This window comes from Pseudomonas sp. R76, assembly GCF_009834565.1.
Taxonomy (GTDB): Bacteria; Pseudomonadota; Gammaproteobacteria; order Pseudomonadales; family Pseudomonadaceae; genus Aquipseudomonas.
On sequence record NZ_CP019428.1, the window covers coordinates 6453518 to 6480364 of the forward strand.

Annotated in this window: 28 protein-coding genes and 1 other RNA gene; 17 read left to right on the forward strand and 12 right to left on the reverse strand. The window is 60.7% G+C overall.

Going from position 1 to position 26847, the window contains the following annotated elements; all coding sequences use genetic code 11:
- The first annotated feature begins 45 nt into the window (after positions 1-45).
- Positions 46-1413, forward strand: a complete 1368-nt coding sequence (locus PspR76_RS29320; protein WP_159960801.1) for a CYTH domain-containing protein — start codon at positions 46-48, stop codon at positions 1411-1413.
- Between the two features lie 110 nt (positions 1414-1523).
- Here the strand turns inward: PspR76_RS29320 and PspR76_RS29325 are convergent, their stop codons facing one another.
- Complete coding sequence (locus tag PspR76_RS29325) at positions 1524-1994, reverse strand: Lrp/AsnC family transcriptional regulator (RefSeq protein ID WP_003195279.1); 471 nt, start codon at positions 1992-1994, stop codon at positions 1524-1526.
- Between the two features lie 127 nt (positions 1995-2121).
- Between PspR76_RS29325 and PspR76_RS29330 the strand changes: the two genes are divergently transcribed.
- From PspR76_RS29330 to PspR76_RS29360, 7 genes are all read left to right on the forward strand, one after another.
- The gene (locus tag PspR76_RS29330; protein ID WP_159960803.1) at positions 2122-2460 is read left to right on the forward strand and encodes a hypothetical protein; all 339 of its coding nucleotides are present in this window, start codon (positions 2122-2124) and stop codon (positions 2458-2460) included.
- An 82-nt stretch (positions 2461-2542) separates the two neighbouring features.
- Entirely contained in the window at positions 2543-4234 is a 1692-nt protein-coding gene (locus PspR76_RS29335; protein ID WP_159960805.1) for a GspE/PulE family protein, read from the forward strand.
- 77 nt (positions 4235-4311) lie between these two features.
- Positions 4312-5232 (forward strand): SPFH domain-containing protein, encoded by a 921-nt coding sequence (locus PspR76_RS29340; RefSeq protein WP_024077991.1) that lies wholly within the window; start codon positions 4312-4314, stop codon positions 5230-5232.
- Positions 5233-5242: 10 nt separating this feature from the next.
- The gene (locus PspR76_RS29345) at positions 5243-5689 is read left to right on the forward strand and encodes an NfeD family protein (protein WP_159960807.1); all 447 of its coding nucleotides are present in this window, start codon (positions 5243-5245) and stop codon (positions 5687-5689) included.
- Positions 5690-5758: 69 nt separating this feature from the next.
- Positions 5759-6073: a DUF2388 domain-containing protein gene (locus tag PspR76_RS29350; protein WP_003176799.1), complete on the forward strand. Its 315-nt coding sequence runs from the start codon at positions 5759-5761 to the stop codon at positions 6071-6073.
- 166 nt (positions 6074-6239) lie between these two features.
- Positions 6240-6905, forward strand: coding sequence for an outer membrane protein (locus tag PspR76_RS29355; RefSeq protein WP_159960809.1), 666 nt, complete (start codon positions 6240-6242; stop codon positions 6903-6905).
- A 157-nt stretch (positions 6906-7062) separates the two neighbouring features.
- Positions 7063-8205, forward strand: coding sequence for a DegT/DnrJ/EryC1/StrS family aminotransferase (locus PspR76_RS29360; RefSeq protein WP_159960811.1), 1143 nt, complete (start codon positions 7063-7065; stop codon positions 8203-8205).
- A 151-nt stretch (positions 8206-8356) separates the two neighbouring features.
- On the opposite strand, the gene gcvH is transcribed toward PspR76_RS29360, so the two are convergent.
- The 9 genes from gcvH to PspR76_RS29405 all read right to left on the reverse strand — a co-directional run bounded on the left by gcvH (position 8357) and on the right by PspR76_RS29405 (position 17729).
- Positions 8357-8740 (reverse strand): glycine cleavage system protein GcvH, encoded by a 384-nt coding sequence (gene gcvH / locus PspR76_RS29365; RefSeq protein WP_159960813.1) that lies wholly within the window; start codon positions 8738-8740, stop codon positions 8357-8359.
- Between the two features lie 52 nt (positions 8741-8792).
- The gene (gcvT, locus tag PspR76_RS29370; protein ID WP_159960815.1) at positions 8793-9875 is read right to left on the reverse strand and encodes a glycine cleavage system aminomethyltransferase GcvT; all 1083 of its coding nucleotides are present in this window, start codon (positions 9873-9875) and stop codon (positions 8793-8795) included.
- Positions 9876-10031: 156 nt separating this feature from the next.
- Positions 10032-11648, reverse strand: coding sequence for an ABC transporter permease (locus tag PspR76_RS29375; protein WP_159960817.1), 1617 nt, complete (start codon positions 11646-11648; stop codon positions 10032-10034).
- Between the two features lie 166 nt (positions 11649-11814).
- Entirely contained in the window at positions 11815-12819 is a 1005-nt protein-coding gene (locus tag PspR76_RS29380) for an extracellular solute-binding protein (RefSeq protein ID WP_159960819.1), read from the reverse strand.
- A 120-nt stretch (positions 12820-12939) separates the two neighbouring features.
- Entirely contained in the window at positions 12940-14157 is a 1218-nt protein-coding gene (locus PspR76_RS29385; RefSeq protein ID WP_174245690.1) for a 2-octaprenyl-3-methyl-6-methoxy-1,4-benzoquinol hydroxylase, read from the reverse strand.
- Between the two features lie 9 nt (positions 14158-14166).
- On the reverse strand, positions 14167-14652 hold the full coding sequence (locus PspR76_RS29390) for a DUF4442 domain-containing protein (RefSeq protein ID WP_159960823.1): 486 nt from the start codon (positions 14650-14652) through the stop codon (positions 14167-14169).
- Positions 14645-15832 (reverse strand): 2-octaprenyl-6-methoxyphenyl hydroxylase, encoded by a 1188-nt coding sequence (gene ubiH / locus PspR76_RS29395; RefSeq protein ID WP_159960825.1) that lies wholly within the window; start codon positions 15830-15832, stop codon positions 14645-14647. The genes PspR76_RS29390 and ubiH overlap by 8 nt, the downstream gene beginning before the upstream one ends.
- A complete protein-coding gene (gene pepP, locus PspR76_RS29400) occupies positions 15829-17151 on the reverse strand; it encodes a Xaa-Pro aminopeptidase (protein ID WP_159960827.1) in 1323 nt (440 codons plus the stop codon). The genes ubiH and pepP overlap by 4 nt, the downstream gene beginning before the upstream one ends.
- A gap of 20 nt (positions 17152-17171) precedes the next feature.
- Positions 17172-17729: a YecA/YgfB family protein gene (locus tag PspR76_RS29405; RefSeq protein WP_017135268.1), complete on the reverse strand. Its 558-nt coding sequence runs from the start codon at positions 17727-17729 to the stop codon at positions 17172-17174.
- Between the two features lie 138 nt (positions 17730-17867).
- Here PspR76_RS29405 and PspR76_RS29410 point away from each other — a divergent pair, with 138 nt between their 5' ends.
- From PspR76_RS29410 to PspR76_RS29425, 4 genes are all read left to right on the forward strand, one after another.
- Entirely contained in the window at positions 17868-18077 is a 210-nt protein-coding gene (locus tag PspR76_RS29410; protein ID WP_003177365.1) for a TIGR02449 family protein, read from the forward strand.
- The gene (locus PspR76_RS29415; RefSeq protein ID WP_003213956.1) at positions 18074-18391 is read left to right on the forward strand and encodes a cell division protein ZapA; all 318 of its coding nucleotides are present in this window, start codon (positions 18074-18076) and stop codon (positions 18389-18391) included. The genes PspR76_RS29410 and PspR76_RS29415 overlap by 4 nt, the downstream gene beginning before the upstream one ends.
- A 30-nt stretch (positions 18392-18421) precedes the next feature.
- Positions 18422-18600, forward strand: a non-coding RNA gene (gene ssrS, locus PspR76_RS29420) — 6S RNA.
- A gap of 58 nt (positions 18601-18658) precedes the next feature.
- The gene (locus PspR76_RS29425; RefSeq protein WP_159961675.1) at positions 18659-19297 is read left to right on the forward strand and encodes a 5-formyltetrahydrofolate cyclo-ligase; all 639 of its coding nucleotides are present in this window, start codon (positions 18659-18661) and stop codon (positions 19295-19297) included.
- Here the strand turns inward: PspR76_RS29425 and PspR76_RS31115 are convergent.
- Complete coding sequence (locus tag PspR76_RS31115; RefSeq protein WP_010207387.1) at positions 19294-19443, reverse strand: hypothetical protein; 150 nt, start codon at positions 19441-19443, stop codon at positions 19294-19296. The genes PspR76_RS29425 and PspR76_RS31115 overlap by 4 nt on opposite strands.
- 194 nt (positions 19444-19637) lie before the next feature.
- Between PspR76_RS31115 and PspR76_RS29430 the strand changes: the two genes are divergently transcribed.
- The 4 genes from PspR76_RS29430 to PspR76_RS29445 all read left to right on the forward strand — a co-directional run bounded on the left by PspR76_RS29430 (position 19638) and on the right by PspR76_RS29445 (position 25026).
- Positions 19638-20087: an EVE domain-containing protein gene (locus tag PspR76_RS29430; protein ID WP_159960829.1), complete on the forward strand. Its 450-nt coding sequence runs from the start codon at positions 19638-19640 to the stop codon at positions 20085-20087.
- A 141-nt stretch (positions 20088-20228) separates the two neighbouring features.
- Positions 20229-21194, forward strand: coding sequence for an HlyD family secretion protein (locus PspR76_RS29435; protein ID WP_159960831.1), 966 nt, complete (start codon positions 20229-20231; stop codon positions 21192-21194).
- A complete protein-coding gene (rbbA, locus tag PspR76_RS29440; RefSeq protein ID WP_159960833.1) occupies positions 21191-23908 on the forward strand; it encodes a ribosome-associated ATPase/putative transporter RbbA in 2718 nt (905 codons plus the stop codon). The genes PspR76_RS29435 and rbbA overlap by 4 nt, the downstream gene beginning before the upstream one ends.
- Entirely contained in the window at positions 23908-25026 is a 1119-nt protein-coding gene (locus PspR76_RS29445) for an ABC transporter permease (protein ID WP_159960835.1), read from the forward strand. Before rbbA ends, PspR76_RS29445 begins: the two co-directional genes overlap by 1 nt.
- Positions 25027-25095: 69 nt before the next feature.
- Here PspR76_RS29445 and PspR76_RS29450 read toward each other — a convergent pair whose 3' ends face one another.
- Positions 25096-25503 carry a flagellar basal body-associated protein FliL gene (locus tag PspR76_RS29450; protein ID WP_159960837.1) on the reverse strand — a complete coding sequence of 136 codons (408 nt, stop codon included), beginning with the start codon at positions 25501-25503 and terminating at the stop codon, positions 25096-25098.
- A 150-nt stretch (positions 25504-25653) separates the two neighbouring features.
- Between PspR76_RS29450 and PspR76_RS29455 the strand changes: the two genes are divergently transcribed.
- Positions 25654-26631 carry an NADPH:quinone oxidoreductase family protein gene (locus PspR76_RS29455; protein WP_159960839.1) on the forward strand — a complete coding sequence of 326 codons (978 nt, stop codon included), beginning with the start codon at positions 25654-25656 and terminating at the stop codon, positions 26629-26631.
- Positions 26632-26847 lie beyond the last annotated feature (216 nt).

Here is a 26847-nt window from a genome sequence, read left to right on the forward strand (position 1 = left end):
CCACTCTTTTCCCCGGCTGCGCTCCCGATCCTGGATTTTCCGGCCATGCAGAAAGAAACCGAAATCAAGCTCCGCGTCAGCCGCGAAACACTCGCCGCGCTGCGTGAGCACCCGCTACTGAAAAAACGCAACAAAAGTGGCTGGGAACGCCGTGAGTTGATGAACCAGTATTTCGACACCCCCGAGCGCGACCTGGCCCAGGCCAAAGTCGCCCTGCGCTTGCGCAAGGACGGTGATGAAATCATCCAGACCCTCAAGACCCGTGGCCAAAGCGTCGCTGGCTTGTCGGAACGTAACGAATACAACTGGGACTTGCCCAAAGCCAAGCTCGACGTGAAGAAGCTCGACGGCGAGTGCTGGCCGGAGCAACTGGCCGAGCTGGACAAAAAGACCCTCAAGCCGATCTTCACCACCGACTTCGTGCGTGAACGCGCCGAAATCGCCTGGGGTCGTGGCAAGGCCAAAGTCGTGATCGAAGCCGCCCTGGACCTGGGCCATGTGGTGGTCGGCAAGCAGAAAGAAGAAATCTGCGAGCTGGAACTGGAATTGCGCGAAGGTGAACCGGCTGCCCTGCTGGAACTGGCCGCCGAGCTGGCCGCCACCCTGGCGCTGATGCCGTGCGATATCAGCAAGGCCGAGCGTGGCTACCGTCTGTATGACGCCAGCAGCTACTCGCTGAGCCTGCCGGCGCCGCAGATCCACGCCGAAATGCCGCTGGATGACGCCTTCGCCGCGATCATGTGGCACCTGCTGGGCAGCAGCCAGCGTCTGGCCGAGCAATACCGTTTCAACGGCCACTGGCGTCTGTTGCAGGACTGGGTCGACAACCTCGGTGAACTGCGCGCATTGATCGGCAGCCTCGGCCAGGCCGCTCCGCGTCAATCCACCAGCGAACTGCGCAGCGCACTCGACGCGTTGCTGGAAGACTGGCGCCCACTGGTGCAGGCCGGTGACGACGACGAAGACATCCGCAAAGCCGCACCGGAACAATTTGTCGAAGAACTGGAAGACGTGCGCTGGGGCTTGTTCTCGCTGAACACCTCGCGCTGGCTGCTGGCCCGCACCTGGACCGCCGACCGCAACGTGCGTGGCAACCGCCAGGGCGCTGCGCAAATCACCAACTGGCTGCCACGCCTGTTGGCTGACGACGCCGTTGCCCTGCAGCTGTCGCGCTATCAGCAGCAGCCGGAAGACCTGGCCGAGCAACTGCCGCGCATCGAACGCATCCAGGCCTGGCTGCACCACGCGCGTCAGGTGGTGGACATCCCGGAGCTGGACCGTTTGTATGGCGAGCTGAACAAGCTGGCTGTATTGGCTAACCAGCCGATCACCGACGAGTCGCTGGATGCGCGTATGCATCAGGCGATTGCGGTGTATCAGAACCGCGCGTGGAAGACGTTGCTGCGTCTGTAATACCGGACAACTCGGTCAAATGTGGGAGCGGGCTTGCTCGCGAAAGCGGTGGATCAGTCGACTTCTTAGTAACTGACACACCGCATTCGCGAGCAAGCCCGTTCCCACAGTCAACGCAACACTGGCAAGCTGGTGGTGGACTTGATCTCCGACAAGGCCACAATCGAATTCACCTCCTGAATCCCCGGCACCATCGACAACTTCTCGAAGAAAAACCGCTCATACGCCTCAATGTCCGAGGTTACGATGCGCAGCAGAAAGTCCACCGCCCCCATCAACACATAACACTCCAACACTTCCGGAAACCCGCGAATCGCTTCGGTGAACTCTGTGAAGTTGGATCGGCCGTGGGCGTTGAGTTTGACCTCGGCAAAAATCTGCGTGTTGAGGCCGATCTTCTTGCGGTCCAGCAGGGTGACCTGGCCGCGAATCACGCCTTCTTCCTTCAGCCGCTGGATACGCCGCCAGCACGGCGATTGCGACAGGCCGACCTGCTCGGCGATCTGCGCGCTGGAAAGCGAAGCATCCTCTTGCAGTAACGCCAGGATACGGCGGTCGTAAGCGTCCAATTCGCTGTGCATAAAAATACCCGTGACGGTGCTTAACTTGAATTGTTTTAGTCTATTTTTTGCTGATATGGCCCATCTTAGATAAGAAATCTCCCCACGCGAATGTAAAAATTTCTCCAGTCGAATTTGGAGAGTCAGCATGCACGCCGTCGAAACCAACCACCCTGCAACCCGCGTCGATGCGTGGGCCGTCAACAGCGCCCAGTGTCAGGCGCATTATCAAATCATCGCCGAGGCAGAACCGGATGTGCTGTGCCGGGTACTTAACTATTTCGCGCTGCAGTTCCTGACGCCGCAACAGGTCAATGTGAACCGCGAAGATGACCTGTTGAACATAGAAATTGTGATGGACGGTTTGAGCTGGCACCGCGCCCAAGTGATTGGTGAAAAGATTCGAAACCTGATCAGCGTGTGTTCGCTGGAACTGTGGCCAGCTGATTCTTTGCGGCCTGCGGCGGTGGCGGCGGCCAGTCTGTAAAAGGCTGAAATACACCCTGGGCCGCGTTTTTTCACGGGCTGACTAGCCTGGGATTACGCCCGACGCCAACCAGGAAATCCGCATGCCCGCCGCTTTGCACGATCACCCGCTGGAACTGCATAAATTGCTGCCTGACCTGGTTGAACAAGGGCTGGTGACAGCGGACATGGCGCAACGGTTGGCGACGGAACCCTCTATTCAACATCCTTTGGAATGCATCGCGGCGCTGGGGCCTTGCCTCGAAACGCTGACACAATGGCTTGCCGGGCATGTCGGGCAGCCTTATCTGCGTATCGACCCGCTGAATATCGACGTGGCGACGGTGGTGCCATTGATGTCCCATGCGTTCGCGCAACGCCATGCCATTCTTGCGGTGGCTGTGGATGCGCAGACCGTTACCGTCGCCAGTGCCCAGCCGTATGTCTGTGGATGGGAGGCTGGGTTGGCGCAAGTGCTCAAGCGCTCGATCAAACGCGTGGTCGCCAACCCCAAGGACATTCAGCGTTGCATCGACGAGTTTTACCGGTTGGCCAAGTCGGTCAGCGGCGCGGATCAAAAGGTGGCGGTGGCGGGCAACGTCGACCTGCTCAACCTCGGCGCCGGTGACAAGGAACCGGACGCCAATGACGCGCATATCGTAAATATCGTCGACTGGCTGTTGCAGTACGCCTTTGGCCAACGGGCCAGCGATATCCATATAGAACCGTGTCGCGAACAGGGCCGGGTGCGTTTTCGCATCGACGGATTGTTGCATGACGTCTATCAATTCCCGCCCCAGGTCACCATGGCGGTGGTCAGCCGCCTGAAAAGCCTGGGCCGCATGAATGTGGCGGAAAAACGCAAACCCCAGGACGGCCGGGTCAAGACCAAAAGCCCGGCGGGCGTCGAAGTGGAACTGCGTCTTTCAACCTTGCCGACGGCGTTTGGCGAAAAACTGGTGATGCGGATTTTCGACCCACAGGTGCTGCTCAAGGATTTTGACCAGCTAGGCTTGTCGTCTGAAGACCAGCAGCGCTGGCACGCCATGACCCGTCAGGCCAACGGCATCATCCTGGTCACCGGGCCGACCGGCTCGGGCAAAACCAGTACGCTCTACACCACACTCAAGCGGCTGGCGACCCGCGAGGTCAACCTGTGCACGGTGGAGGACCCGATAGAAATGGTGGAACCCGCCTTCAACCAGATGCAAGTGCAGCACAATATCGACCTGACCTTCGCCAGTGGCATTCGCGCCCTGCTGCGCCAAGACCCGGACATCATCATGATCGGTGAGATTCGTGACCAGGAAACCGCAGAAATGGCGATCCAGGCCGCACTTACCGGGCACTTGGTGCTGTCGACGCTGCACACCAACGATGCACCCAGCGCCATCAGCCGTTTGCAGGAGCTGGGCATTGCTCATTATTTGATCAAAGCTACGCTGATAGGGGTGATGGCTCAGCGCTTGGTGCGGCTTTTGTGCCCGCACTGCAAGCGTGCGGTGAATACTCCGGGCGATGCGCACGAGGCTGTCGGCTGCGCGCAATGCCGTGACAGCGGTTATCGAGGCCGGGCCGGGCTCTACGAAATCATGGTGGTGGACGAGAAGCTCAAGGCGCTGATCACCCCTGGCGCCGACGTGCAAGCTCTACGCCGTGCGTCGCTGGCGCAAGGCATGCACAGCCTGCGCATGGCCGGCATCGACAAAGTCAACGCCGGGCTGACAACCCTGGCAGAAGTATTACGGGTAACGCCTGGGGATTCAGATACAAATGCTTTTATTGTTGGGCCGTGAAACCGTCCTTATCTGTGACCAGACCGTTACAATCGACCGAACGTTGTTTCACTGACACCATCAGATAGGGAATCGCAATGCAGATCGGAACCGTACTGCTTCTTTTCGTGGGTTTGGCCGTGGCCATCCTGTTCATGGGTTTTAAAGTGGTGCCCCAGGGCTACCAATGGACAGTCGAGCGTTTCGGCCGCTACACCAACACCCTCAAACCCGGCCTCAACATCATCATCCCGGTCATGGACCGCATCGGTCGCAAGATCAACGTGATGGAAAGCGTGCTGGATATCCCACCCCAGGAAGTGATCACCGCCGACAACGCCACCGTGCAGATCGACGCCGTGTGCTTCTTCCAGGTGGTCAACACCGCCCAGGCCGCCTACGAGGTCAACAACCTCGAGCATGCCATTCGTAACCTGCTGCAAACCAACATCCGTACCGTACTCGGCTCCATGGAGCTGGATGCGATGCTGAGCCAACGTGACGGTATCAACGAAAAACTGCTGCGCACCGTCGATGAAGCAACGGCGCCGTGGGGCATCAAGATCACCCGGATCGAGATCAAGGACATCAGCCCACCTGCCGACCTGATGGCCGCCATGTCCGGCCAGATGAAAGCCGAGCGGATCAAACGCGCACAAATCCTGGAAGCTGAAGGCCTGAGAGCCTCCGCAATCCTGACTGCCGAGGGCAAGAAGCAGGCGCAGATCCTCGAAGCAGAAGGTGGCCGTCAAGCCGCGTTCCTGGAGTCTGAAGCCCGTGAACGTCAGGCAGAGGCGGAAGCCCGTGCAACCCAGGTGGTCTCCGAAGCAATTGCCACCGGTAACGTGCAGGCCATCAACTACTTTGTTGCGCAAAAATACATCGACGCCTTGGGTAAACTGGCCTCGGCCAACAACAGCAAAGTCATCTTGATGCCGCTGGAAGCCAGCCAAGTGATTGGTGCCGTCGGCGGTATCGGCGAAATCGTCAAGGCAACCTTCGACAACAAGAAAGGCTGAGGCCATCGCCATGTGGGATTTCCTGCAGCATCTGTCGTTCTGGGATTGGCTGGCACTGGGGACGGTGCTTCTGATTCTTGAGGTGTTCGGCGCTGGTGGCTACCTGCTGTGGATGGGGATCGCAGCCGCCGCCGTGGGCGTGATCAAGTTCCTGGTTCCACCGCTCGGGCTGGAATGGCAACTGCTGCTATTCGCCGTGCTATCGATCCTGACCGCCGTGTACTGGTGGAAACGCCAGCGTAGCAGCGCCAAGGTCAGTGACCAGCCGGGGCTGAACATGCGTGGCTCTGAGCTGATCGGTCGCACCTTTATGGTGCATCAGGCGATCATTGATGGCCGGGGCAAGATAAAAGTCGGTGATAGCGTGTGGATGGCGACCGGGCCGGACAGTCCAGTAGGCGCTCATGTACGTGTCACTGGTCAGGACGGCGTAATTTTACAGGTCGAAACTGTTTAGTCAGTGATGGAACTCGGCTGGGCTATCTACAATCAAACTGTTCAGATAACCCAGTCGGAGTCACCCATCATGCGTCTCAAATATGCTGTCGCAACCCTCGCTGTGCTTTCCCTTCCTGTCGGCTCAGCCATGGCCGACAGCTTCTGGCGCAATGTCATCTCGTCCGGCGCCACTACCGGCTCGACGTACCTGACGTTCAAGGACCACAAGCTGGTGGTCGCCGCTCAAGACGACGCAGGCAGCTTTGTTGCCAGCGACGGCGGCATCCGTGGCCCATACCTGGAAGCCGCCATGCAGAAAGTACGCGCCGATAACCCTGGCTTACAAGCCACTGACATGGAATTGGCCAACGCCATCCTCGCGAAAAATGCTGTGACCGAGTAACACCGCCCCACAAAAAATGCCGCTCCTTGGGAGCGGCATTTTTTTTGCGCTTTTTCCTACGATGACAGGAAGAGAGTTGCTGGCTGAACAGGAAAAGTCCTGTCGATCACTATGCGCATCGAACACCATTCTACCGATTCCCTTTTTACCCGGTGAATCGACTCCCATGCGCAAACTCTCTTCCATGCTGCTCCTCGCCGCTATCGCGACACCTTATGCTCAGGCAGAAGGCTGGTATGGCTCGGCCAAGCTGAACAGTGCCCGCCAGAACCTTTCCAGCGCAGAACTGACCAGCCCACGGGTGACTGATCGGGTGGAGGCACCTGATAGCAACAAAGCATTCACTGGCTCATTCGCCGCAGGTTACGCCTTTGCTGATGGCTGGCGCCTGGAAGGTGAATACACCACACGCAACAGCTCGACGTTCGACTCTTATTGGGCGCCCTTCAATGCCAACGTCAATCGCCTGGAAGTCGACAGCCAGCGCTTGATGCTCAACGGCTATAAAAACATCCCGCTCAACGACTGGCTGTCGTTCTACGGTATGGCCGGTATAGGCATGGCGCAAATTGATGCCGAAGGTTATCAGGGCAACCCTAACCGTCAGTTCGCCAGCAACCGCCAATACAATTTCGCCTACAGCGTTGGCTTGGGCCTGGATGCCAAGGTCAGCGAAAAAGTCACCCTGGGCACCGGTTGGCGTTACGTGGACATGGGCAAGGTGGAGACCGGCTACAACACCTTCGCTAACCGCATAAACGCCCGCGATGAACAGCTCAAAGGCAAGCTCAAAGAGCAAAATGTGTTTCTTGAGGCTCGCGTCGCCTTCTGACCTGCTGCAAAAATGCCGCTGATAAAGCGGCATTTTTTTGTGCGCAACATGACGATTCATTCACAGGCGACAGGCTATATTCAGTCGAGCCGTGCAACCATGCCGGTACTGATACGCCCTTACTCATCGCCTACCTGAAACGGATGCCTTCGTCGTTATGAGCCAACAGCCCTTTCTGCCGTTCTCCAAACCTACCATCGATGAAGCCACCATCTCGGCGGTCGGCGATGTACTGCGCTCGGGCTGGATCACCAGCGGGCCGAAAGTGCAGGCATTTGAAGCGCAACTGTCGGAATACTTTGGCGGCCGCCCGGTGCGCACCTTCAACTCCGGCACCTGCACCATGGAGATTGCCTTGCGCATCGCCGGCATTGGCCCTGGCGACGAAGTGATCACCACGCCGATCTCCTGGGTCGCCACGGCCAACGTGATTCTCGAAGTAGGCGCCACGCCGGTGTTTGCCGATATCGACCCGGTCACCCGCAATATCGACCTGGCCCAAGTGGAAGCCGCGATTACCCCGCGTACCAAAGCAATCATCCCGGTCTACCTGGCAGGCCTGCCTCTGGACATGCCGATGCTGTACGCACTGGCCAACAAGTACAACCTGCGCATCGTTGAAGATGCGGCTCAGGCCTTGGGATCCAGCTGGGATGGCGAACGTATTGGCGCCACCGGCGACTTCGTGTCGTTCAGCTTCCAGGCCAACAAGAACATCACCTCCTCGGAAGGGGGTTGCCTGGTATTGAACAATGCCGAGGAGGCCCGCCTGGCGGAAAAATATCGCCTGCAGGGCGTTACCCGTACCGGCTTCGACGGCTTGGACGTGGATGTGTTGGGCGGCAAGTTCAACATGACCGACATTGCAGCGGCCATCGGCCTGGGCCAGTTCGCCCACATCGAGAAGATCACGGCACATCGCCAGAACCTGGCGCGGCACTATTTCAAGTGCTTCGGCAGTGACTTCGAAGAGCAATATGGCGCACAACTGCCGCCAGCGGATTTCGAGAACAGCAACTGGCACCTGTTCCAGCTGGTGTTGCCGGAGCGTCAGGACGGCCTGCCCGCCCGCGCGACGCTCATGGAGCAGATGCAAGCCCATGGCGTCGGCATTGGCTATCACTACCCGCCGATCCACCTGCTGAGCCTCTATCGGGCGCAGGGTTTCAAGGAAGGCATGTTCCCGGTGTCGGAGCGTGTAGGGCGCTTGATCGTGTCGTTGCCGATGTTCACAGCTATGACAGAGGCGGACGTGGAGCGGTCGGTGGCAGCGGTAAAAGCGGTGTTGAAAGCGGGTTAAATCCAAATACGCCAGGTGTGTGGGAGCTGGCTTGCCTGCGATAGCTTCACCACGGTGTGACTGACACACCGAGTTGTCTGCATCGCGGGCAAGCCCGACTCCCACACAAGCCAGCTCTCACACTGGTTTGTGCTGTTCCAACTATTTGCGTTTATTCGCCGATAGCAGCTTTGTAGCCAGCGGCATCCAGCAGTTTTTCCAGATCAGCCGGGTTGCTTGGCTTGAGCTTGAAGATCCAGGCGCCGTACGGGTCGGAGTTCAACAGCTCAGGCTCGCCGCTCAGAGCGTCGTTCACCGCGATTACTTCGCCGGCAATCGGCGAGTAGATATCCGAAGCGGCTTTCACCGACTCGACCACACCCGCCTGACCTTCAGCAGCAAACACGTTGCCGACTTCGGTCAATTCAACAAACACCACATCACCCAACGCTTCCTGAGCATGGTCAGAGATACCGACGGTCACGGTGCCGTCAGCTTCCAGACGGGCCCATTCGTGACTTTCGGCAAAACGCAGGTCGGCAGGGATATCGCTCATAGTCTGTGTCCTCAAGAAGAAATGTCAGCGGCCTTAGGCCTGCCGGAAATAGTTAGATCAAGGTTTTGCCATGACGCACGAAGGTCGGTTTGACCACTCGAACCGGATACCACTTGCCACGGATTTCCACTTCGGCCCGATCAGCAGTTGCCGTCGGCACGCGCGCCAGTGCAATGGATTTGCTTAGCGTAGGAGAGAAACTACCACTGGTGATCTCCCCTTCGCCAACATTGGCGATACGAACCACTTGGTGAGCGCGTAAAACCCCACGTTCTTCCAGCACCAGCCCGACCAGTTTGAACTGCACACCGGCAGCCTTTTCCGCCTCCAAAGCCGCGCGGCCAATGAATTGGCGCTCGGCAGGCTCCCAGGCAATGCTCCAGGCCATGTTGGCCGCCAGGGGCGAAACATTCTGGTGGATATCCTGGCCATACAGGTTCATACCGGCCTCCAGGCGCAAGGTATCGCGGGCGCCCAGGCCGATGGGTGAAATACCGGCACCGACCAGGTCGTTGAAAAACCCAGGCGCCTGATCAGCGGGAAGGACAATCTCCAGGCCATCTTCACCGGTATAGCCTGTGCGGGCGATAAACCAATCGCCGTCGGCCTGGCCTTCAAAGGGCTTGAGCTGGTGGATAAGCGTGCCGCGAGACTGGGTGACCAGCTCGGCGATTTTCTGCCGGGCGTGCGGGCCCTGGATAGCGAGCATCGCCAGCTCGGACCGCTCATGCAGGTGCGCCGCGTAATGGCCCAACTGCGCCTGCATCCAGGCCATATCCTGGTCACGCGTAGCCGCGTTGACCACCAGCCGGTAACCGGCTTCGGTGCGGTAGACGATCATGTCGTCCACCACGCCGCCCTGCTCGTTGAGCATGGCGCTGTAAAGCGCACGGCCGCAGCCATGCAAACGATCGACATCATTGGCCAGCAGGCGCTGGAGCCATTCCTTGGCCTGAAGGCCTGTGACATCAATCACGGTCATATGAGATACATCGAACACCCCACAGTCACGTCGCACCTGATGGTGTTCTTCAACTTGCGAGCCGTAATGCAAAGGCATATCCCAACCGCCAAAATCGACCATTTTCGCGCCGAGGGCGAGATGCAGGTCATACAGAGGCGTACGCTGTCCCATGGGTTTCTCCTTCCGGGCTTGGCGAAGATGCGCAGAGTTGCTGTTTGCGCTGAAAGCCCTGGATTACAAGGCCTGCAGCTGCATACAGCGACTCGCTCCGAAAGACGGAGCGCACCGAATGCCGCGCATTGTAGCTGCAAGCTGTAGGACTGGCACCTAACCGATTTGTCGTGCCGAGCGTCGGATCAAGCCGATCACTGGCAACAGGCCCACCAACACCAGCGTCAACGCCGGCAACGAGGCGCGCGCCCATTCACCTTCACTGGTCATTTCAAAGATCCGGACCGCCAGGGTGTCCCAGCCAAACGGGCGCATCAGCAGGGTCGCGGGCATTTCCTTGAGCACATCGACAAACACCAACAGCGCCGCGCTCAACGTGCCCGGCAGCAAGAGTGGCAGATACACTTTGCAAAACAGTCGCGGCCCACTCACCCCAAGGCTGCGGGCTGCTTCGGGTAACGACGGGCGGATTCGCGCGAGGCTGTTTTCCAGCGGCCCATAGGCCACCGCCAGGAATCGCACCAGATAGGCCAGCACCAATGCCGACAGGCTGCCCAGCAACAAGGGCTTGCCCGCGCCGCCGAGCCAGCCCGACAACGGCACCACCAGCTCACGGTCCAGGTAGCTGAACGCCAACATGATCGACACCGCCAGCACCGAACCCGGCAAGGCATAGCCGACGTTGGCCAGGCTGATGCCGGAGCGAATCGCCCGGGTCGGCGCCAGGCGGTTGGCAAAGGCCAATATCAACGCCACGCTGACCGTAATCAGCGCCGCGATGCCGCCCAGATAAAGGGTGTGGACAATCAAACCGGTATAGCGCTCATCCAGATCAAACCGCCCACGCTGCCAGAACCAGGCGACCAACTGCAGCATCGGGATGACAAAGGCGCAGGCGAATACCAAGCCACACCACGTGCTGGCTGCCGCTGCCTTGACCCCACGCAGGTGATACAACGCCTTGCCCCGTGGCCGCTCATTGCTCGGGCGGCTGGCCCCGCGAGCACGCCGTTCGCCGTAGAGCACCAGCATCACCACCAACAGCAACAGACTGGCCAGCTGGGCGGCGCTGGAAAGGCTGAAAAAGCCGTACCAGGTTTTGTAGATGGCCGTGGTGAAGGTGTCGAAGTTGAACACCGAGACAGCGCCGAAATCCGCCAGGGTCTCCATCAACGCCAGGGCGACACCGGCACCGATCGCCGGCCGTGCCATGGGCAACGCCACGCGCCAGAACGCTTGCCAGGGCGATTGTCCCAGCACCCGCGCCGCTTCCATGAGGCCTTTGCCCTGAGCCAAAAACGCCGTACGCGCCAGCAGGTAGACGTAGGGATAGAACACCAGCACCAACACGATGATCACGCCGCTGGTGGAACGTACACGTGGCAGGCGCAGGCCGTTGCCAAACCACTCGCGCAGCAAGGTTTGCACTGGCCCCGAAAAATCCAGCAAGCCGACAAACACAAAAGCCAGTACGTAGGCCGGAATCGCGAAGGGCAACATCAACGCCCAGTCGAGCCAGCGCCGCCCAGGGAATTCGCAGAGGCTGGTCAACCAGGCCAGGCTTACGCCCAATAGCGTCACGCCGACGCCGACGCCCAGCACCAGCGTCAAGGTGTTGCCCAGCAGGCGTGGCATCTGGGTTTCCCACAGATGGGACCAGATCTGTTGATCGATGCTTTGCCAGGACAGCAACAGCACGCTCAGCGGCAGCAGCACCAGGGCGGCGACGGTGAAGACCGGCAGGTACCAGCGGCGTTGGGCGGGGTGGGCCAAGAAAAAGCTCTCTAAGAAATGATGATTTAGACGTCACCTCGAACCAAAGTGGGAGCGGGCTTGCTCGCGAAAGCGGTGTATCAGTCACACATGTATCGACTGACACGACGCATTCGCGAGCAAGCCCGCTCCCACATTTAGATCGGCGGCGTCTTACAAATTGTACTTAGTTCCAGCCAGCGCGATCCATCAACCGAATCGCCTCGGCCTGGCGCTTGCCCGCCACTTCCACCGGCAAGGTGTCGGCCACGAACTTGCCCCAGGTCGCCACTTCCGCCGACGGCGGCACGGCCGGGTTGGCCGGGAATTCCTGGTTCACATCGGCAAAGATCTTCTGCGCCTCAGGCGTGGTCATCCATTCCACCAAGGCCTTGGCGGCTTCCGGGTGCGGCGCGTGCTTGGTCAGGCCGATGCCCGACAGGTTCACGTGTACACCACGGTCGCCCTGGTTCGGCCAGAACAGCTTCACTGCCAGGTCCGGCTTCTGCTTGTGCAGGCGGCCGTAGTAGTAGGTGTTGACGATACCCACGTCGCACTGCCCGGCGTTGATGGCTTCGAGCACGGCGATGTCATCGGAGAACACATCGGTGGACAGGTTGTTGACCCAGCCTTTGACGATTTCTTCGGTCTTGGCCGCGCCATGGGTTTCGATCAGCGTGGCGGTCAGCGATTGGTTGTAGACCTTCTTCGCTGTGCGCAGGCACAAGCGGCCTTCCCATTGCTTGTCGGCCAGGGCTTCGTAAGTGGTCAGGTCACCCGGTTTTACCCGGTCGGTGGAATAGGCGATGGTCCGCGCGCGCAGGCTCAAGCCGGTCCAGGCGTGGTTCGAAGAGCGGTATTGAAGGGGAATGTTCTTGTCGATCACCTCGGAGGTGAACGGCTGCAAAATGCCCATCTGTTCGGCTTGCCAGAGGTTGCCGGCATCAACGGTGAGCAGCAGGTCAGCCGTGGCGTTTTCGCCTTCGGCCTTGATCCGCTGCATCAGCGGGGCTTCCTTGTCGGTGATGAACTTGACCTGCACGCCGGTCTTTTTGGTGTAGGCGTCGAACACCGGCTTGATCAGTTCATCGATGCGCGAGGAGTAGACCACGACTTCGTCGGCTGCCTGCACGGTGGTGCTGCCGATAAGGGTGAGTGCCAGGGCAGTCAGGAGGCGTTTGGGTGCCAACATGGGTGCGGTCTCTCATATGCAAATTGAAAGCAAATGATAGGGACTCACATTTGGTGGCGCTCGGTGCAGGCGTTACCAGATGTTGCACAGCTCTTTCCCACAAGGGTTGGTATTTCAAGTTCAGGGTTTGGCCAGCTCCGGGAGATCGCCTGTCAAACCCAAGGCCTGGCGGACGAAGACGGCTTTGGCTTCCGGCATCTGGTCGACCAGTTTCAACCCGGCATTACGCAACCAGCGCAGTGGCAGCTGATCGGCCTGGAACAACCGTTCAAAACCTTCCATCGCGGCCATCAGCGCGAGATTGTGCGGCATGCGCCGACGCTCGTAACGGCTCAGCACCTTCACATCCGCCAGGCGCTCGCCGCGTTCGGTCGCCGCCAGCAGCACTTCGGCCAGCACCGCCGCATCAAGGAAACCCAGGTTCACGCCCTGCCCCGCCAACGGGTGGATCACGTGGGCGGCGTCGCCGATCAGCGCCAGGCCTTCGGCCACATAGCGTTTGGCGTGACGTTGACGCAAAGGCACACACACACGCGGGTCGGCGCTGATCACCGTGCCGAGTCGCCCTTCAAAGGCGCGCTCCAGTTCACGGCAGAAGCTGTCGTCATCCAGCGCCATCAGGCGTTCGGACTCAGCCGGTGTGGTCGACCAGACGATCGAGCACCAATCCTCTTGCCCATCGCGCACCAACGGCAGAAAGGCGAGCGGGCCGGTGTCGGTAAAGCGTTGCCACGCCGTGCGCTGGTGCGCCTGGCTGCTGCGCACGCTGGTGACGATGGCGTTATGCAGGTAATCCCACTCGCGCGTGGCGGTGCCGGTCAGGCGACGTACGGCGGAGTTGGCACCGTCGGCAGCCACCACCAGCGGCGCGCGCAATTTGCGGCCGTCGGCCAGGGTCAGCAGCCATTCATCGCCGGAGCGGCGCATCTGTTCCAGGCGTGCATTGGCCAACAGGCCCAGGTCGCAGTCGTGCAGGCGGTCGAGCAAGGCATCCTGAACCACGCGGTTCTCGACGATATGCCCGAGCACTTCGGCATGCACGCTGGCGGCCGAAAAGTGGATCTGACCGGTGCCGCTGCCGTCCCACACTTGCATGTCGCCGTAAGGGCTGGCGCGCCGCGAGACGATGCCGTCCCACACGCCGAGGCGCTCAAGAATGCGCTGGCTGGCAGCCGACAAGGCGCTTACGCGGGGTTCGAAGGCCGCATCCTGGTCGAACGGTTTGACGCTCAGCGGGCTGCCATCCAGCAACAACACCTGCAGGCCACTGCCCTGCAACGCCAGCGCCAGGGCGCTCCCGACCATTCCGGCCCCGACAATCAGCACATCTGCGCGCATGTCCATGCTTTAAGCCTGCTTTGCTGGCGGCTTGCGCCGCACGTAAAGGGTTTTGTCGACCCGCGCCACCAAGGTGCCGGAGCCGTCATGAATCTGCACCTGGATGTGAGGCAAGTATTTCTCGCCACCTTCGGTCTGCCTGCGGATCTCGTCCAGCAAGGCCTCGTCGATGGAGAACTCGGCATACACCGGGCCTTTGCCCGGCGACACAAAGTCGATGCTCGCGGCTTTGTCCCAGACGATGTAGTCGCGGCCCAGGTTTTCCATCAGCAGCAACATATAGAACGGGTCGACCATCGAATACAGGCTGCCGCCGAATTGCGTGCCGACGTAGTTGCGGTTGTACCAGCCCAGGCCCATGCGCACCTTGACATGGCGGAAGTCGGCGCTGAGTTCTTGCACCCGAACTCCCGCGCCCAGGTACGGCGGGTACAAGGACATAACCCAGCGCAACAGCCGCGCCTTGCCCAGGCGGCGGGTCAGCCAGTTACGCATCGGGGCGCGTGCCCAGGCCCATGGCCTGACGGGCGAACCAGCGTTTGGCCGGCGGCAACAGGTCCAGGCCGAGCAGGCCCATGTTGCGGCCCAAGGCCACCAACGGCTGGGCACTGCCAAACAGGCGCGTGACTTGATCGGAGAAGCCCACGGTGAGCTTCTGGTCCAAGTGCTGACGCTCGCGATAGCTTTGCAGGGTCGCCAAATCGCCCGCCACCGCCGGCCCGGCCAGCAAGGCTTCGGCCAAGGCGTTCGCGTCACGCAGGGACAGGTTGAACCCCTGCCCGGCAATCGGGTGCAGGCTGTGGGCGGCGTTGCCGAGGACGGCCAGGTGCGAGCGCACTTGTTCTTCGGCTTCCACCAGCGTCAGCGGGTACAGGTGCCGCGCGCCGACTTGTTTCAAGGTGCCCAGGCGGTAGCCGAACACGCCCTGCAATTCACTGAGGAAGCTGCGCTCATCGAGGTTGGCCAGGCGCTGGGCGTCCATGCCGATGCGCGTCCACACCAGCGCGCAGCGGTTGTCCGGCAGCGGCAGCAAGGCCATCGGGCCTTCATCGGTAAAACGCTCGAAGGCCTCACCATTGTGGGCTTCGCTTGGGGTGATGTTGGCGATCAGCGCGCTTTGGTTGTAGGGCCGGGTTTTCACGCCGATGCCCAATTGCTCGCGCAAACCGGAGCGGCCGCCGTCGGCCAGCACCGCGAGGTCGCACTCCAGCACGGTTTCATCGTTGAGAGTCAGGCGATAGCCATCGGGCAGCGGCTCCATGCGGGTGACTTCCGCCGGGCAACGCCAACTGACCACTTCTTTGTCCAGGCCTTGCCACAGGCACTGGCCGAGCCATGCGTTTTCCACCACATAGCCGAGGGCTGGCACGCCCTCTTCCATGGCGGACAGGCGCGCGGTGGAGAAGCGGCCACGGTCCGACACGTGAATCTGTTTGATCGGCTCGGCGCGGCGGGAAATGTCCTGCCACAAACCCAAGCGCTGATAAATCTGCCGAGCGCCGTAAGACAACGCCGACGAACGCGCGTCGTAGCTCGGCTGGTAGCTGTCACCCGGCGCAAACGGTTCGATCAGCACGATCTTCCAGCCACGCGCCTTGGCGCCTGCCTGCAACGCCAACGCCAGGCTGGCGCCCACCAGGCCGCCGCCGATAATGGCCAGGTTGACCCGGCTCATCGGGCAGCCGCCATCAGCGCTTCAATCTCGGCGACGGTCTTGGGCACGCCGCCGGTCAGAATTTCACAGCCTTGCTTGGTCACTACCACGTCGTCCTCGATGCGTACGCCAATGCCACGCCATTTCTTCGCCACGTTCTGGTTGTCCGGCGAAATATAGATGCCGGGTTCCACGGTCAAGGCCATGCCGACTTCCAGCACCCGCCATTCGCCGCCCACTTTATATTCGCCCACATCATGCACATCCATGCCCAGCCAATGGCCGGCGCGGTGCATATAGAAGGCGCGATAGGCTTCGCTGGCGATCAACTCGTCGACGTCGCCTTGCAACAGCCCCAGCTTCACCAGCCCGGCGGTGATGACACGCACCGTCGCCTCATGGGCCTGGTTCCAATGTTTGTTCGGCGCGATCTCGGCAAAGGCGGCTTCCTGGGAGGCCAGCACAATCTCGTAGATCGCCTTTTGCTCGGGCGAAAACTTACCGCTGACCGGCCAGGTGCGGGTGATGTCGCTGGCGTAGCAGTCGATCTCGCAACCGGCGTCGATCAGCACCAGATCGCCGTCCTTGAGCACGGCGTCATTCTGCTGGTAATGCAGGATGCAACTGTTACGCCCGGCAGCGACGATGGAGCCATAGGCCGGCATCTTCGCGCCGCCCTTGCGGAATTCGTAATCCAGCTCGGCTTCCAGGCTGAACTCATACAACCCGGCGCGGCTGGCCTGCATCGCCTTCACATGAGCCGCACAGGAAATTCGCGCAGCCTCGCGCATCACCTTCACTTCTGCCGCCGATTTATACAGGCGCATGTCGTGAAGCAGGTGATCCAGGGCAACAAATTCGTTCGGTGGCTGGGCGCCGAGGTGCGCTTTAGAGCGGATCACGTTGATCCACTCCATCACATGCCGGTCGAATTCGGCGTTGCTGCCCATGGCCGAGTACACCCGGTCACGGCCTTCGATCAGGCCGGGCAGGATGTCGTCGATATCGGTGATGGGGAACGCGTCGTCGGCGCCAAAGTCACGAATCGCGCCTTCGGTGCCGGCGCGCAGGCCGTCCCACAATTCGCGTTCGGCATTGCGCTCGCGGCAGAACAGCACGTACTCGCCGTGCTGGCGACCGGGCATCAGCACGATCACCGCTTCGGGCTCGGGGAAACCGCTGAGGTACTGGAAGTCGCTGTCCTGGCGGTAAACATGCTCGACATCACGGTTGCGGATCGCCACGGCGGCGGCCGGCAAGATCGCGATGCTGTTGGGTTCCATCTGCGCCATGAGCGCCTTGCGGCGACGGGTGTATTCCGCTTTCGGGATATGGATCATGGGCAGATGGGCTTCCTTACTTAGTGCAGCGACGGCTTGGGTGCGGCGGGCTCAGCAGATTTCTTGGTCTCGGTGAACAGCAGCAGCGGCGCGACGCGCAGGTATTCCATCACTTCCATGTAGTCGCCTTCACCGTCTTCGGACTCTTCCAGGGCGTCTTGCACCTGGGAGATCGCTGCCAGGTCTTGCAGCACTTCCTTGGCGTCGGTGCTCAGTTCCAGGCCGCCGGCGTTCACGCCGAAACCGTGGAGGAAGCCCTGGCACCATTGGCCCAGCGCGGCAGCGCGTTCGGTGAGCGGCGCGTCGTCGGTCGGCAGCAGCAGGACCACGGTGACGTCATCACCGGTCAGCTCGCCTTTGACCATTTCTTGCAGGCCGATCAGCGCATTACGCACGTTCTCGGTCGGCTCGGTTTCCAGCAGCTCGGCCACATCCGCCAGCCAGTTGTCGGCATCAAAGCCAACACCGGTGCAACTGCGGCCCAACAGCACGCCGTGCAGTTCGGCAGGCGAGCAAGGATGACCGCTGGAGCTCAGCAGTTTGGAAAAAGCGTCGTACGGGGAGTTCTGAATAGGCATGGTGAGCTAGGCGCCAGACGGCGCAATGTCTAGAATGAAGCGCTGTATCCTAGCACCGGCAGACGTACCAAGACTATCGAGGGCGTCAGATCGTTTACCCTGCAGTTGCCATTCATCAGACAAATCCAGTGGAACCCAATGGAAGACACCGACCTGCAAGCGCTGATGGCCAGACTCGAGTTGCTAATTGATCGGGTCGAGCAACTTAAGAGTCAAAACGGACTCCTATTAGCTCAGGAAAAGACCTGGCGCGAGGAACGCGCTCACCTCATTGAAAAAAACGAAATCGCCCGGCGTAAGGTCGAATCGATGATTTCGCGCCTGAAGGCCCTGGAGCAAGACTCATGAGTTCAAGCAATAGCGTTACCGTGCAGATCCTCGACAAAGAATATTCGATCATCTGCCCCCAGGAAGAACGCAGCAACCTGGTGAGTGCTGCCCGCTACCTGGATGGCAAGATGCGTGAAATCCGCAGCAGCGGCAAAGTCATTGGCGCCGACCGCATCGCTGTGATGGCCGCGCTGAACATTACCCACGATTTGCTGCATAAGCAGGAACGGCCTGACGTGCAGGCCAGCGGCTCGACGCGCGAGCAAGTGCGTGACCTGCTGGAACGCGTCGATCTGGTACTTTCTACCGATCCAGAGCCACCCAAGGGCTGATTGCCGAGACTGTTTAAGGTATACTCGCCCCACTCCCTGGCGTGTTTGCCAGTCGGCGATGTCCCTGAGCCGATTCGCACTACCCTGGAAGTTGCACGTTGGGCTGGTGTGCATGTCCGCTAGACGGAAAGCCTTAAAGCCTACTGCATCTTCCACCTTGAACTTTCGGGTTCAAGGGCTAAGTCGACAGCGGCTCTGTCGGGGAGCCTGAATTCCCAAACTCAATGCCAGTCCCAGGACTGGCATTGTTTTATGAGCCGAAAAACCATGACCGAACCTGCGCCGCTTTCCCGTCCGCAACTTCGACGCATGTTGCGCAAAGCCCGCCGCGCCCTGACGCCGAGCGAGCAGCGCCAGGCAGCACATGGCCTGTATCGGCAACTGGCACAGCACCCGCTGTTTCGCCGGGCCAAACATATCTCTTTGTATCTACCGACGGACGGTGAAATCGATCCGCGCTTGCTGCTGCGCGCCGCTCAGCGCCGGGGCAAGGCTACTTACCTGCCGGTGCTCAGCGCCTGGCCCCGCACCAAGATGGTGTTCCAGCGCGTACGGCCTGGGGATAAGTTGCTGCCCAACCGTTTTCGCATTCTGGAGCCACGCGTGAACGCCAATCGCCAACGCCAGGTATGGGCGCTCGATCTGGTGCTGCTGCCACTGGTGGGCTTCGATGATGTGGGTGGGCGTTTGGGCATGGGCGGCGGTTTTTACGACCGCAGCCTGGCCTACCTCGCTCGGCGCCAAAGCTGGCGCAAGCCGATGCTGCTGGGGCTGGCCCATGAATGTCAGAAGGTCGAGCGCTTGGCGCAAGCGAGCTGGGACGTGCCGCTGGCAGGCACTGTCACCGATAAGCAGTGGTATGTCGCAGAAACGTCGCTGCAGTCAGACGCCTTGAAAAGGTGTTAACGCTTGAACGGTTGTGGCTGCTGCTGAGCCAGTTCAACGGGCGCATCGGTCTTGTTCGACCACAAGCTTTGCGCATACCCGGTGGTCACGACGCCCAGACCAAACAAAATAACCAAAATCCATAGTAAATCCGGTTTACGTTGCATCGATTGCCCCCCTTCAGGCACCTCGTACACGATGACAACAACGTTCCAAAGTAGTCCGTTGCAGCTGCGTCAAGCTTAAAAGCGGGCATTCTGCGGTAACGTGAACCAACACGCAAACCTTGGCGCCAACCGACTGTCGGTTTGTCATGGAATTGCCTGACAACTTGCCCAATGCCTTTTTCAGGAGCCCAAAAATGGCCTACTGGCTGATGAAATCCGAGCCCGACGAACTCTCCATCAACGGCCTGGAAAAGCTCGGCGAAGCCCGCTGGGATGGGGTTCGCAACTACCAGGCGCGCAATTTCCTACGTGCCATGGCCGTTGGTGATGAGTTTTTCTTCTACCACTCCAGCTGCCCCGAGCCGGGCATTGCCGGTATCGGCAAAATCATCGAGGCCGCCTACCCGGACCCGACTGCGCTGGAACCTGAAAGCCACTATTTCGACGCCAAGGCCAGCACCGAGAAAAACCCTTGGAGCGCAATCAACGTGGCGCACGTCGAGACGTTTCCAAAAGTGCTGGGCCTGGGGTATTTGAAACAACAAACCGCGCTCGCCGAGTTGCCTTTGGTGCAAAAAGGCAGCCGGTTGTCGGTGATGCCGGTGACCGCCGAGCAATGGGCAGCGGTGCTCGCCCTGCGCTGAAAAGGCAGAACCCTGCGGTCACACTTCTGGCGCATGCATCTGCGTGCCAAGCGGGTTAGGCTTGCGCTTCATTTGACCGGTATCAACGGCCCCTCGGTCGATACCGGTCAAACTAGGATGCTAATGCCGCAGGATGCAGCCATGTCTACCAACCGTTCTATGTCACGCCTATTTGCCGTTGCCCTGATCGCCCTGTTGCTGGGCGCCGGCGGCTTCGGTTTTTGGCGATCCACCCAGGACCGCCTGCCCACGGGCTTGAGCATGGGCAACGGGCGCCTGGAATCCACCGAAGTACAGATCGCCGCCAAGATCCCCGGGCGCCTGGCCGAAGTGCGTGTGGATGAAGGCGACAAGGTGCTCAAGGGCCAATTGCTTGCGCGCATGGACACCCGCACCCTCGAAGCCCAACGCGCCCAGGCCGAAGCCGAAGTGCTGCGCGCCAAGGAAAACTTCGCCGCCGCCGAGGCCAACGTGCAGTTGCGCCAAAGCGAGCAACTGTTGGCCAACCAGGAACTCAAGCGCACCCAGGAGCTGTACAAGCGCGGCTTCGCCAGCAGCCAGTTGATCGACCAGCAGCAAGCGCGCCAGAACACCGGCAATGCTGCGGTGATTGCCGCGCAGGCCCAGGTCAACGCGGTAAAGGCGGCCATCGGCGCCGCCCAGGCCCAGGTAGCGCAGCTCACCAGCGAAATCGACAACAGCAGCCTGCGCGCGCCCATCGACGGCATCATCCAGTTACGCCTGGCCGAACCGGGCGAAGTGCTCGGCGCGGGCGGTCGCGTGTTGTTGCTGATTGATCCGAATGATCAATACATGAACCTTTACTTGCCCGCCTCCGTCACCGGTCGCCTGACCGTCGGCAGTGAAGCGCGCATCCTGCTCGACGCCCTGCCCCAGCAGCCGTTGCCGGCCAAAATCAGTTTTGTCGCGGCCAAATCGCAGTTCACGCCCAAGGAAGTAGAAACCCGTGACGAACGCCAGAAGCTGGTGTTCCGCGTCAAACTGCGCCTGACCCAACCCAGCGCCGTGCCGCAAGCCAAACCGGGCATGCCCGGCGCCGGTTATGTGCGCACAGCGGATATCGACTGGCCGGCCAACCTGCAATGACCGGCCTGGCGCTGCACGCCACCGGCATCAACCACCGCTACGGCAAGCAACAGGCACTGGTCGACATCGCCTTCAGCCTGCCCGCGGGTACGCGCTGCGGGCTGATCGGCCCGGATGGCGCGGGCAAGTCGAGCCTGCTGGGGTTGATCGCCGGGGTTAAAAAGCTGCAGGCAGGCCAGCTTGAGGTGCTCGGCGGCTCCATCGAAGACCGTCGCCATCGCAACAGCCTCTACCCGCGCATCGCCTTCATGCCCCAAGGCCTGGGCGGCAACCTGTATCCCGAATTGTCCATCAGCGAGAACATCCGTTTCTTCGCCACGCTGTTTGGCCTGTCGAAAGCCGATTGCGAACAGCGCATGCACAACTTGCTGCTGGCCACCGACCTCGCGCGCTTCGCCGAGCGACCGGCCGGAAAGTTGTCCGGCGGTATGAAACAGAAGCTCGGTTTGTGCTGCGCGCTGATCCACGACCCGGACCTGTTGATCCTCGACGAACCCACTACCGGCGTCGACCCACTGTCGCGCCGGCGCTTCTGGGAATTGGTCGACAGCGTACGCCGCGAACGCCCGCAACTGACGCTGCTGGTGGCCACGGCCTACATGGAAGAGGCCGAACAGTTCGAGCATTGCCTGATGCTCGATCGCGGCAAGCTCATTGCCGACGGCCTGAGCAGCGAGCTGGCAGGCGCAACACCCAGCGGCAAACTGGATGAAGCCTTCACCCACTTCCAGGGCGACAGCGCCCATAACAACCAGCCACTGGTGATTCCGCCACGCGAAAGCGGCAATACCGACATCGCCATCGAAGCTCACGACCTGACCCTGCGCTTTGGTGATTTCACGGCAGTGAACAAGGTCAGCTTCGCGATTGGACGCGGCGAGATCTTTGGTTTTCTCGGCTCCAACGGCTGCGGCAAAACCACCACGATGAAGGTCCTCACCGGCCTGATGCCGGCCACCGAGGGCAGTGCCACGCTGCTCGGCAACCCGGTGAATGCCAAGGACCTGGCGACCCGCAAGCGTGTGGGGTTTATGTCGCAGAGTTTCTCGCTGTATGGCGAACTCAGCGTTGTGCAAAACCTGGTACTGCATGCGCAACTGTTCGACTTGCCCAAGGCCGATAGCCGCACGCGTATCGATGAGTTGATCCAACGCTTCGCCCTCGGCAGCGTGGCTGAGCAACCTTCCGGCGAATTACCCCTCGGCCTGCGCCAGCGCCTGTCATTGGCCGTGGCGGTGCTGCATCGCCCGGAAGTGCTGATCCTCGATGAGCCAACTTCGGGCGTCGACCCGGCGGCGCGGGATGATTTCTGGCGGCTGCTGATTGAACTGTCCCGCGAGCAGGGCGTGACGATTTTCCTGTCCACCCATTTCATGAACGAAGCCCAGCGCTGCGACCGCATTTCCCTGATGCACGCGGGCAAGGTGCTGGCGTGTGACACACCCAATGCACTGCAAAAGCAATTCAATGGCGACACCCTGGAAGCTGCGTTCGTCACCTGCCTGGAGCAGGCCCAAGGCGAACCCGAGCCCGCCGCGCCGAGCAAAACCGTCAGCGAAAGCAGCCCGCCGCCCGTCAGTAAACGCGGCTTCAGCCTCTCACGGCTATTGGCCGTAGCCAGCCGAGAGGGCAAGGAGCTGCTGCGCGACAAAGTGCGCATGGCCTTTGCCTTGCTCGGGGCGATGTTCATGATGGTGATCTTCGGCTACGGGATTTCCCTGGACGTGGAGAATCTGGCTTTCGCCGTCTATGACCAGGACCAGACCCCACAAAGCCGCGCCTACCTCGAAGCCTTCCGCAGTTCGCGCTACTTCGCCGAGCAGGCGCCGATTCGCGATGCGAGCGAACTGCACCGGCGCCTGCAACGCTCGGAAATCAAATTGGCCCTGGAAGTCCCGCCGGGTTTTGGCCGCGACCTGTACGCCGGCCGCCAACCCACCGTGGCCGCATGGATCGACGGTGGCATGCCGTTTCGCGCGGAAACCAGCCGTAACTATGTGGAAGCCGTCCATCAAGGCAACCTTCAGCAACTCGCCGAACTGAGCAGCCTGCCCCACAGCAACCAAGCCGCCGCCAAGCTGGAAACACGTTTTCGCTACAACCAGGACGTGGTCAGCGTGAATGCCATCGGCCCCGGCGTGATGGCGCTGATCCTGGCGTTTATTCCGGCGATGCTCACTGCACTGGGCATCGTGCGTGAAAAAGAGCTGGGCTCGATCACTAACTTCTACGCCACGCCACTGACCCGCCTGGAGTTCCTGCTGGGCAAACAGGCGCCGTACCTGGCCGTGAGCCTGGTCAACCTGGCGCTGTTGGTGGCGATGAACCGCTGGCTGTTCGGTGTGCCGTTCAAGGGCAGCGGCCTGGCGTTGGCATTCGGCGGCCTGCTGTATGTGCTGGCCACCACCAGCATGGGCTTGTTGATTTCGGCGTTCACGCGCACGCAGATCGCGGCGATCCTCGGCACCATGATCATCACCAGCCTGCCGACCATCCAGTTCTCGGGGCTGATCGTGCCGCGCTCATCCCTGGAAGGCGCGGCCGCAGCGATGGGCATGCTGTTTCCGGCCGGGCATTTCCTGGACATCGCCGTGGGCACGTTCACCAAGGCCCTGGACCTGCGCCAGTTATGGCCGCAGTGCCTGGCGCTGTTCGGGTTTTTTGTCGGGTTCACCGGGCTGAGCCTGATCATGCTCAAGAAGCAGGAGGCCTGATGCACAAGCTCGCTCATATCCTGCGCCTGGGCCTCAAGGAACTCACCAGCCTGCGTCACGACAGTGTATTGCTGCTGTTTCTGGCCTACGCCTTTACGGTCGCAATCTATATGCCCGCCGCCGGCTCGGTAATTGGGGTGCACAACGCCAGTGTGGCGTTTGTCGATGAAGACCACAGCGCGCTCTCGCGGCAGATGGCCGAGGCGTTGCAACCGCCCGAATTCCAGCCGCCTGCGCCGCTGGCCTACGACCAACTGGACAAGGTCATGGACAGTGGCGAGTACACCTTTGTGATCAATGTGCCGGCCAATTTTCAGGCTGACCTGTTAGCGGGTCGCCAGCCGGGTGTGCAGGTCAACGTGGATGCCACGGCTATGAGCCAGGCATTTATGGGCGCGGGGTATATCGGCCGGATTTTCCAGCGCGAGTTGCTCAACTACAGCGGCCAGGCCGACGCCAGCCAGAAGGCACCCGCACTGCTCACCACCCGCGCGCTGTTCAATACCAACCTGGAAGGCGGCTGGTTCCTGGCGGTGATCCAGATCGTCAACAACATCACCATCCTCGCCATCGTGCTCACCGGCACCGCGCTGCTGCGCGAACGTGAGCACGGCACGCTCGACCATCTGCTGGTGCTGCCGCTGACCGCGCTGGAAATCATGCTGGCGAAAATCTGGAGCAACATGCTGGTGGTGGTGCTGTGTACGTGGCTGTCGCTGGAGCTGGTGGTCAAAGGCTTGCTCGGTGTGCCGTTGGCCGGATCGCTGAGCCTGTTTCTGTTTGTGACGGCACTGTATCTGTTTGCGAGTACCGCGCTGGGGATCTTCCTCGCCACCCTGGCGCGCTCGACGCCGCAGTTCGGCTTGCTGGCGATTCCGGTGATTATCCCGATGCTGTTGCTGTCGGGCGGTAGCACGCCGTTGGACAGCATGCCCGAGTGGTTGCAGTGGGTGATGCAGGGCTCGCCGTCGACGCACTTTGTGAGTTTGAGCGCGGCGATTCTGTTCAGGGATGCGGGCGTGAGTGTGGTGTGGCCGGATTTGCTGGCGCTGGCGGGGATTGGGTTAGTGTTTTTTGCGGTGGCGTTGGCCAGGTTTCGCAAGAGCCTGGCGTCTTAATTGTGAAGAGCGGGCTTGTCGTGGCGAGCGGGCTTGCCACGACAAACCGACTCCTACACAGACTGCGGGTTACTGAATGATCAAGTTGTTGAACAACAAATCTTCCACCATCGGCTTGCCGGTTTCGTCGTTCATCACTTGCTGCGTTTGCTTCAGGGCTTCCTGGCGCAGTTTTTCTTTGCCTTCAACGGTGCTCATGGCCTCGTTGGTCTGCTGGGTAAACAGCGCCACCAGTTGGTTACGGATCAACGCATCGTTGGCTTTGACCGCGGCAGCAGCTTCAGGCCCGGTCACGCGCAGGGCGATGTCAGCCTTGAACACCTTGAGCTTTGCGCTGCCGTCCAGGCCGTAGTTACCCACGAACGGCGGCGTCAGGCTGATGTAGCTGACCTTCGGCGCTTCGCCTTCTTTCGCTTCTTCCGCCTGGGCTGCCATCGGCAAGGTCAGGGCGAGCATCAACAGGATCCAAGCTTTCACGGTTCATTCCTCAAATTCGGTTGCCGGGTAGCATAACGCTAGCAAGGCTGAGCACAAGCTTATGGCGACTTATCAGGCCCGGGCATGCTCGTTGACCCACGGGCGTACCCTCCTACACTTATCGGCCACGACACCAAAAGGAATAGCCCGATGAAAGCTGTGCTGTGCAAAGCCTTCGGCCCCGCCGAAACCCTGGTGCTGGAAGAGATCGCCAGCCCCGCGATCAAGAAGAACGAAATCCTGCTGGACGTGCACGCGGCCGGGGTGAATTTTCCGGACACGCTGATCATCGAGGGCAAATACCAATTCAAGCCGCCCTTCCCTTTCTCGCCGGGTGGCGAAGCGGCGGGCGTGGTCAGTGAAGTGGGCGAGAAGGTCAGTCACCTGAAAGTCGGTGACCGGGTCATGGCCCTGACCGGCTGGGGCAGCTTTGCCGAGCAGGTCGCGGTGCCTGGTTATAACGTGCTGCCGATCCCGCCGAGCATGGATTTCAACACCGCCGCCGCCTTCAGCATGACCTACGGCACCTCGATACATGCGCTGAAACAGCGGGCCAACCTGCAACCCGGCGAAACCCTGTTGGTGCTCGGTGCCTCCGGTGGCGTAGGCCTGGCCGCCGTGGAAATCGGCAAAGCCATGGGCGCCCGCGTGATCGCCGCCGCCAGCAGCGCCGACAAACTGGCCGTGGCCAAGGCCGCCGGTGCGGATGAGCTGATCAATTACAGCGAAGCCAGCCTGAAGGATGAGATCAAGCGCCTGACCGACGGCAACGGTGTCGATGTGATCTACGACCCGGTCGGCGGCGACCTGTTTGACCAGGCCGTGCGCGGCATTGCCTGGAACGGCCGCCTGTTGGTGGTCGGTTTTGCCAGCGGACGCATTCCCGAGCTGCCGGTGAACCTGGCGCTGCTCAAGGGCGCGTCGGTGGTTGGGGTGTTCTGGGGCTCGTTCGCCCAGCGCCAGCCGCAGGACAATGCGGCGAACTTCCAGCAGTTGTTTACTTGGTACGCCGAGGGGAAATTGAAGCCGCTGGTGTCGCAGGTGTATCCGCTGGAGCAGGCGGCACAGGCGATTAATGACTTGGGGCAGCGCAGGGCTGTCGGAAAGGTTGTCGTCCAGACCCGCTAATCGATTTGAAATGCAATCCAATGTGGGAGCTGGCTTGCCTGCGATAGCGGTGGGTCAGCCAAACACACTTAGCTGGCAGACCGCAATCGCAGGCAAGCCAGCTCCCACAGTTGATCTCCATGGGCCTTGGGCACTGATACCGACCCACACTTATCTATTCGCGACATGTTCATAAGAGAACATGCAATTGCTCCCATTTCCTGTGTTTGCGGATAA

Coding starts and splice junctions, on each gene's coding strand:
- PspR76_RS29320 (WP_159960801.1), top strand. CDS start 46: ATGCAGAAAGAAACCGAAATCAAGCTCCGCGTCAGCCGCGAAACACTC.
- PspR76_RS29325 (WP_003195279.1), bottom strand. CDS start 1,994: ATGCACAGCGAATTGGACGCTTACGACCGCCGTATCCTGGCGTTACTG.
- PspR76_RS29330 (WP_159960803.1), top strand. CDS start 2,122: ATGCACGCCGTCGAAACCAACCACCCTGCAACCCGCGTCGATGCGTGG.
- PspR76_RS29335 (WP_159960805.1), top strand. CDS start 2,543: ATGCCCGCCGCTTTGCACGATCACCCGCTGGAACTGCATAAATTGCTG.
- PspR76_RS29340 (WP_024077991.1), top strand. CDS start 4,312: ATGCAGATCGGAACCGTACTGCTTCTTTTCGTGGGTTTGGCCGTGGCC.
- PspR76_RS29345 (WP_159960807.1), top strand. CDS start 5,243: ATGTGGGATTTCCTGCAGCATCTGTCGTTCTGGGATTGGCTGGCACTG.
- PspR76_RS29350 (WP_003176799.1), top strand. CDS start 5,759: ATGCGTCTCAAATATGCTGTCGCAACCCTCGCTGTGCTTTCCCTTCCT.
- PspR76_RS29355 (WP_159960809.1), top strand. CDS start 6,240: ATGCGCAAACTCTCTTCCATGCTGCTCCTCGCCGCTATCGCGACACCT.
- PspR76_RS29360 (WP_159960811.1), top strand. CDS start 7,063: ATGAGCCAACAGCCCTTTCTGCCGTTCTCCAAACCTACCATCGATGAA.
- gcvH (WP_159960813.1), bottom strand. CDS start 8,740: ATGAGCGATATCCCTGCCGACCTGCGTTTTGCCGAAAGTCACGAATGG.
- gcvT (WP_159960815.1), bottom strand. CDS start 9,875: ATGGGACAGCGTACGCCTCTGTATGACCTGCATCTCGCCCTCGGCGCG.
- PspR76_RS29380 (WP_159960819.1), bottom strand. CDS start 12,819: ATGTTGGCACCCAAACGCCTCCTGACTGCCCTGGCACTCACCCTTATC.
- PspR76_RS29385 (WP_174245690.1), bottom strand. CDS start 14,157: ATGCGCGCAGATGTGCTGATTGTCGGGGCCGGAATGGTCGGGAGCGCC.
- PspR76_RS29390 (WP_159960823.1), bottom strand. CDS start 14,652: ATGCGTAACTGGCTGACCCGCCGCCTGGGCAAGGCGCGGCTGTTGCGC.
- ubiH (WP_159960825.1), bottom strand. CDS start 15,832: ATGAGCCGGGTCAACCTGGCCATTATCGGCGGCGGCCTGGTGGGCGCC.
- pepP (WP_159960827.1), bottom strand. CDS start 17,151: ATGATCCATATCCCGAAAGCGGAATACACCCGTCGCCGCAAGGCGCTC.
- PspR76_RS29405 (WP_017135268.1), bottom strand. CDS start 17,729: ATGCCTATTCAGAACTCCCCGTACGACGCTTTTTCCAAACTGCTGAGC.
- PspR76_RS29410 (WP_003177365.1), top strand. CDS start 17,868: ATGGAAGACACCGACCTGCAAGCGCTGATGGCCAGACTCGAGTTGCTA.
- PspR76_RS29415 (WP_003213956.1), top strand. CDS start 18,074: ATGAGTTCAAGCAATAGCGTTACCGTGCAGATCCTCGACAAAGAATAT.
- PspR76_RS29425 (WP_159961675.1), top strand. CDS start 18,659: ATGACCGAACCTGCGCCGCTTTCCCGTCCGCAACTTCGACGCATGTTG.
- PspR76_RS31115 (WP_010207387.1), bottom strand. CDS start 19,443: ATGCAACGTAAACCGGATTTACTATGGATTTTGGTTATTTTGTTTGGT.
- PspR76_RS29430 (WP_159960829.1), top strand. CDS start 19,638: ATGGCCTACTGGCTGATGAAATCCGAGCCCGACGAACTCTCCATCAAC.
- PspR76_RS29435 (WP_159960831.1), top strand. CDS start 20,229: ATGTCTACCAACCGTTCTATGTCACGCCTATTTGCCGTTGCCCTGATC.
- rbbA (WP_159960833.1), top strand. CDS start 21,191: ATGACCGGCCTGGCGCTGCACGCCACCGGCATCAACCACCGCTACGGC.
- PspR76_RS29445 (WP_159960835.1), top strand. CDS start 23,908: ATGCACAAGCTCGCTCATATCCTGCGCCTGGGCCTCAAGGAACTCACC.
- PspR76_RS29455 (WP_159960839.1), top strand. CDS start 25,654: ATGAAAGCTGTGCTGTGCAAAGCCTTCGGCCCCGCCGAAACCCTGGTG.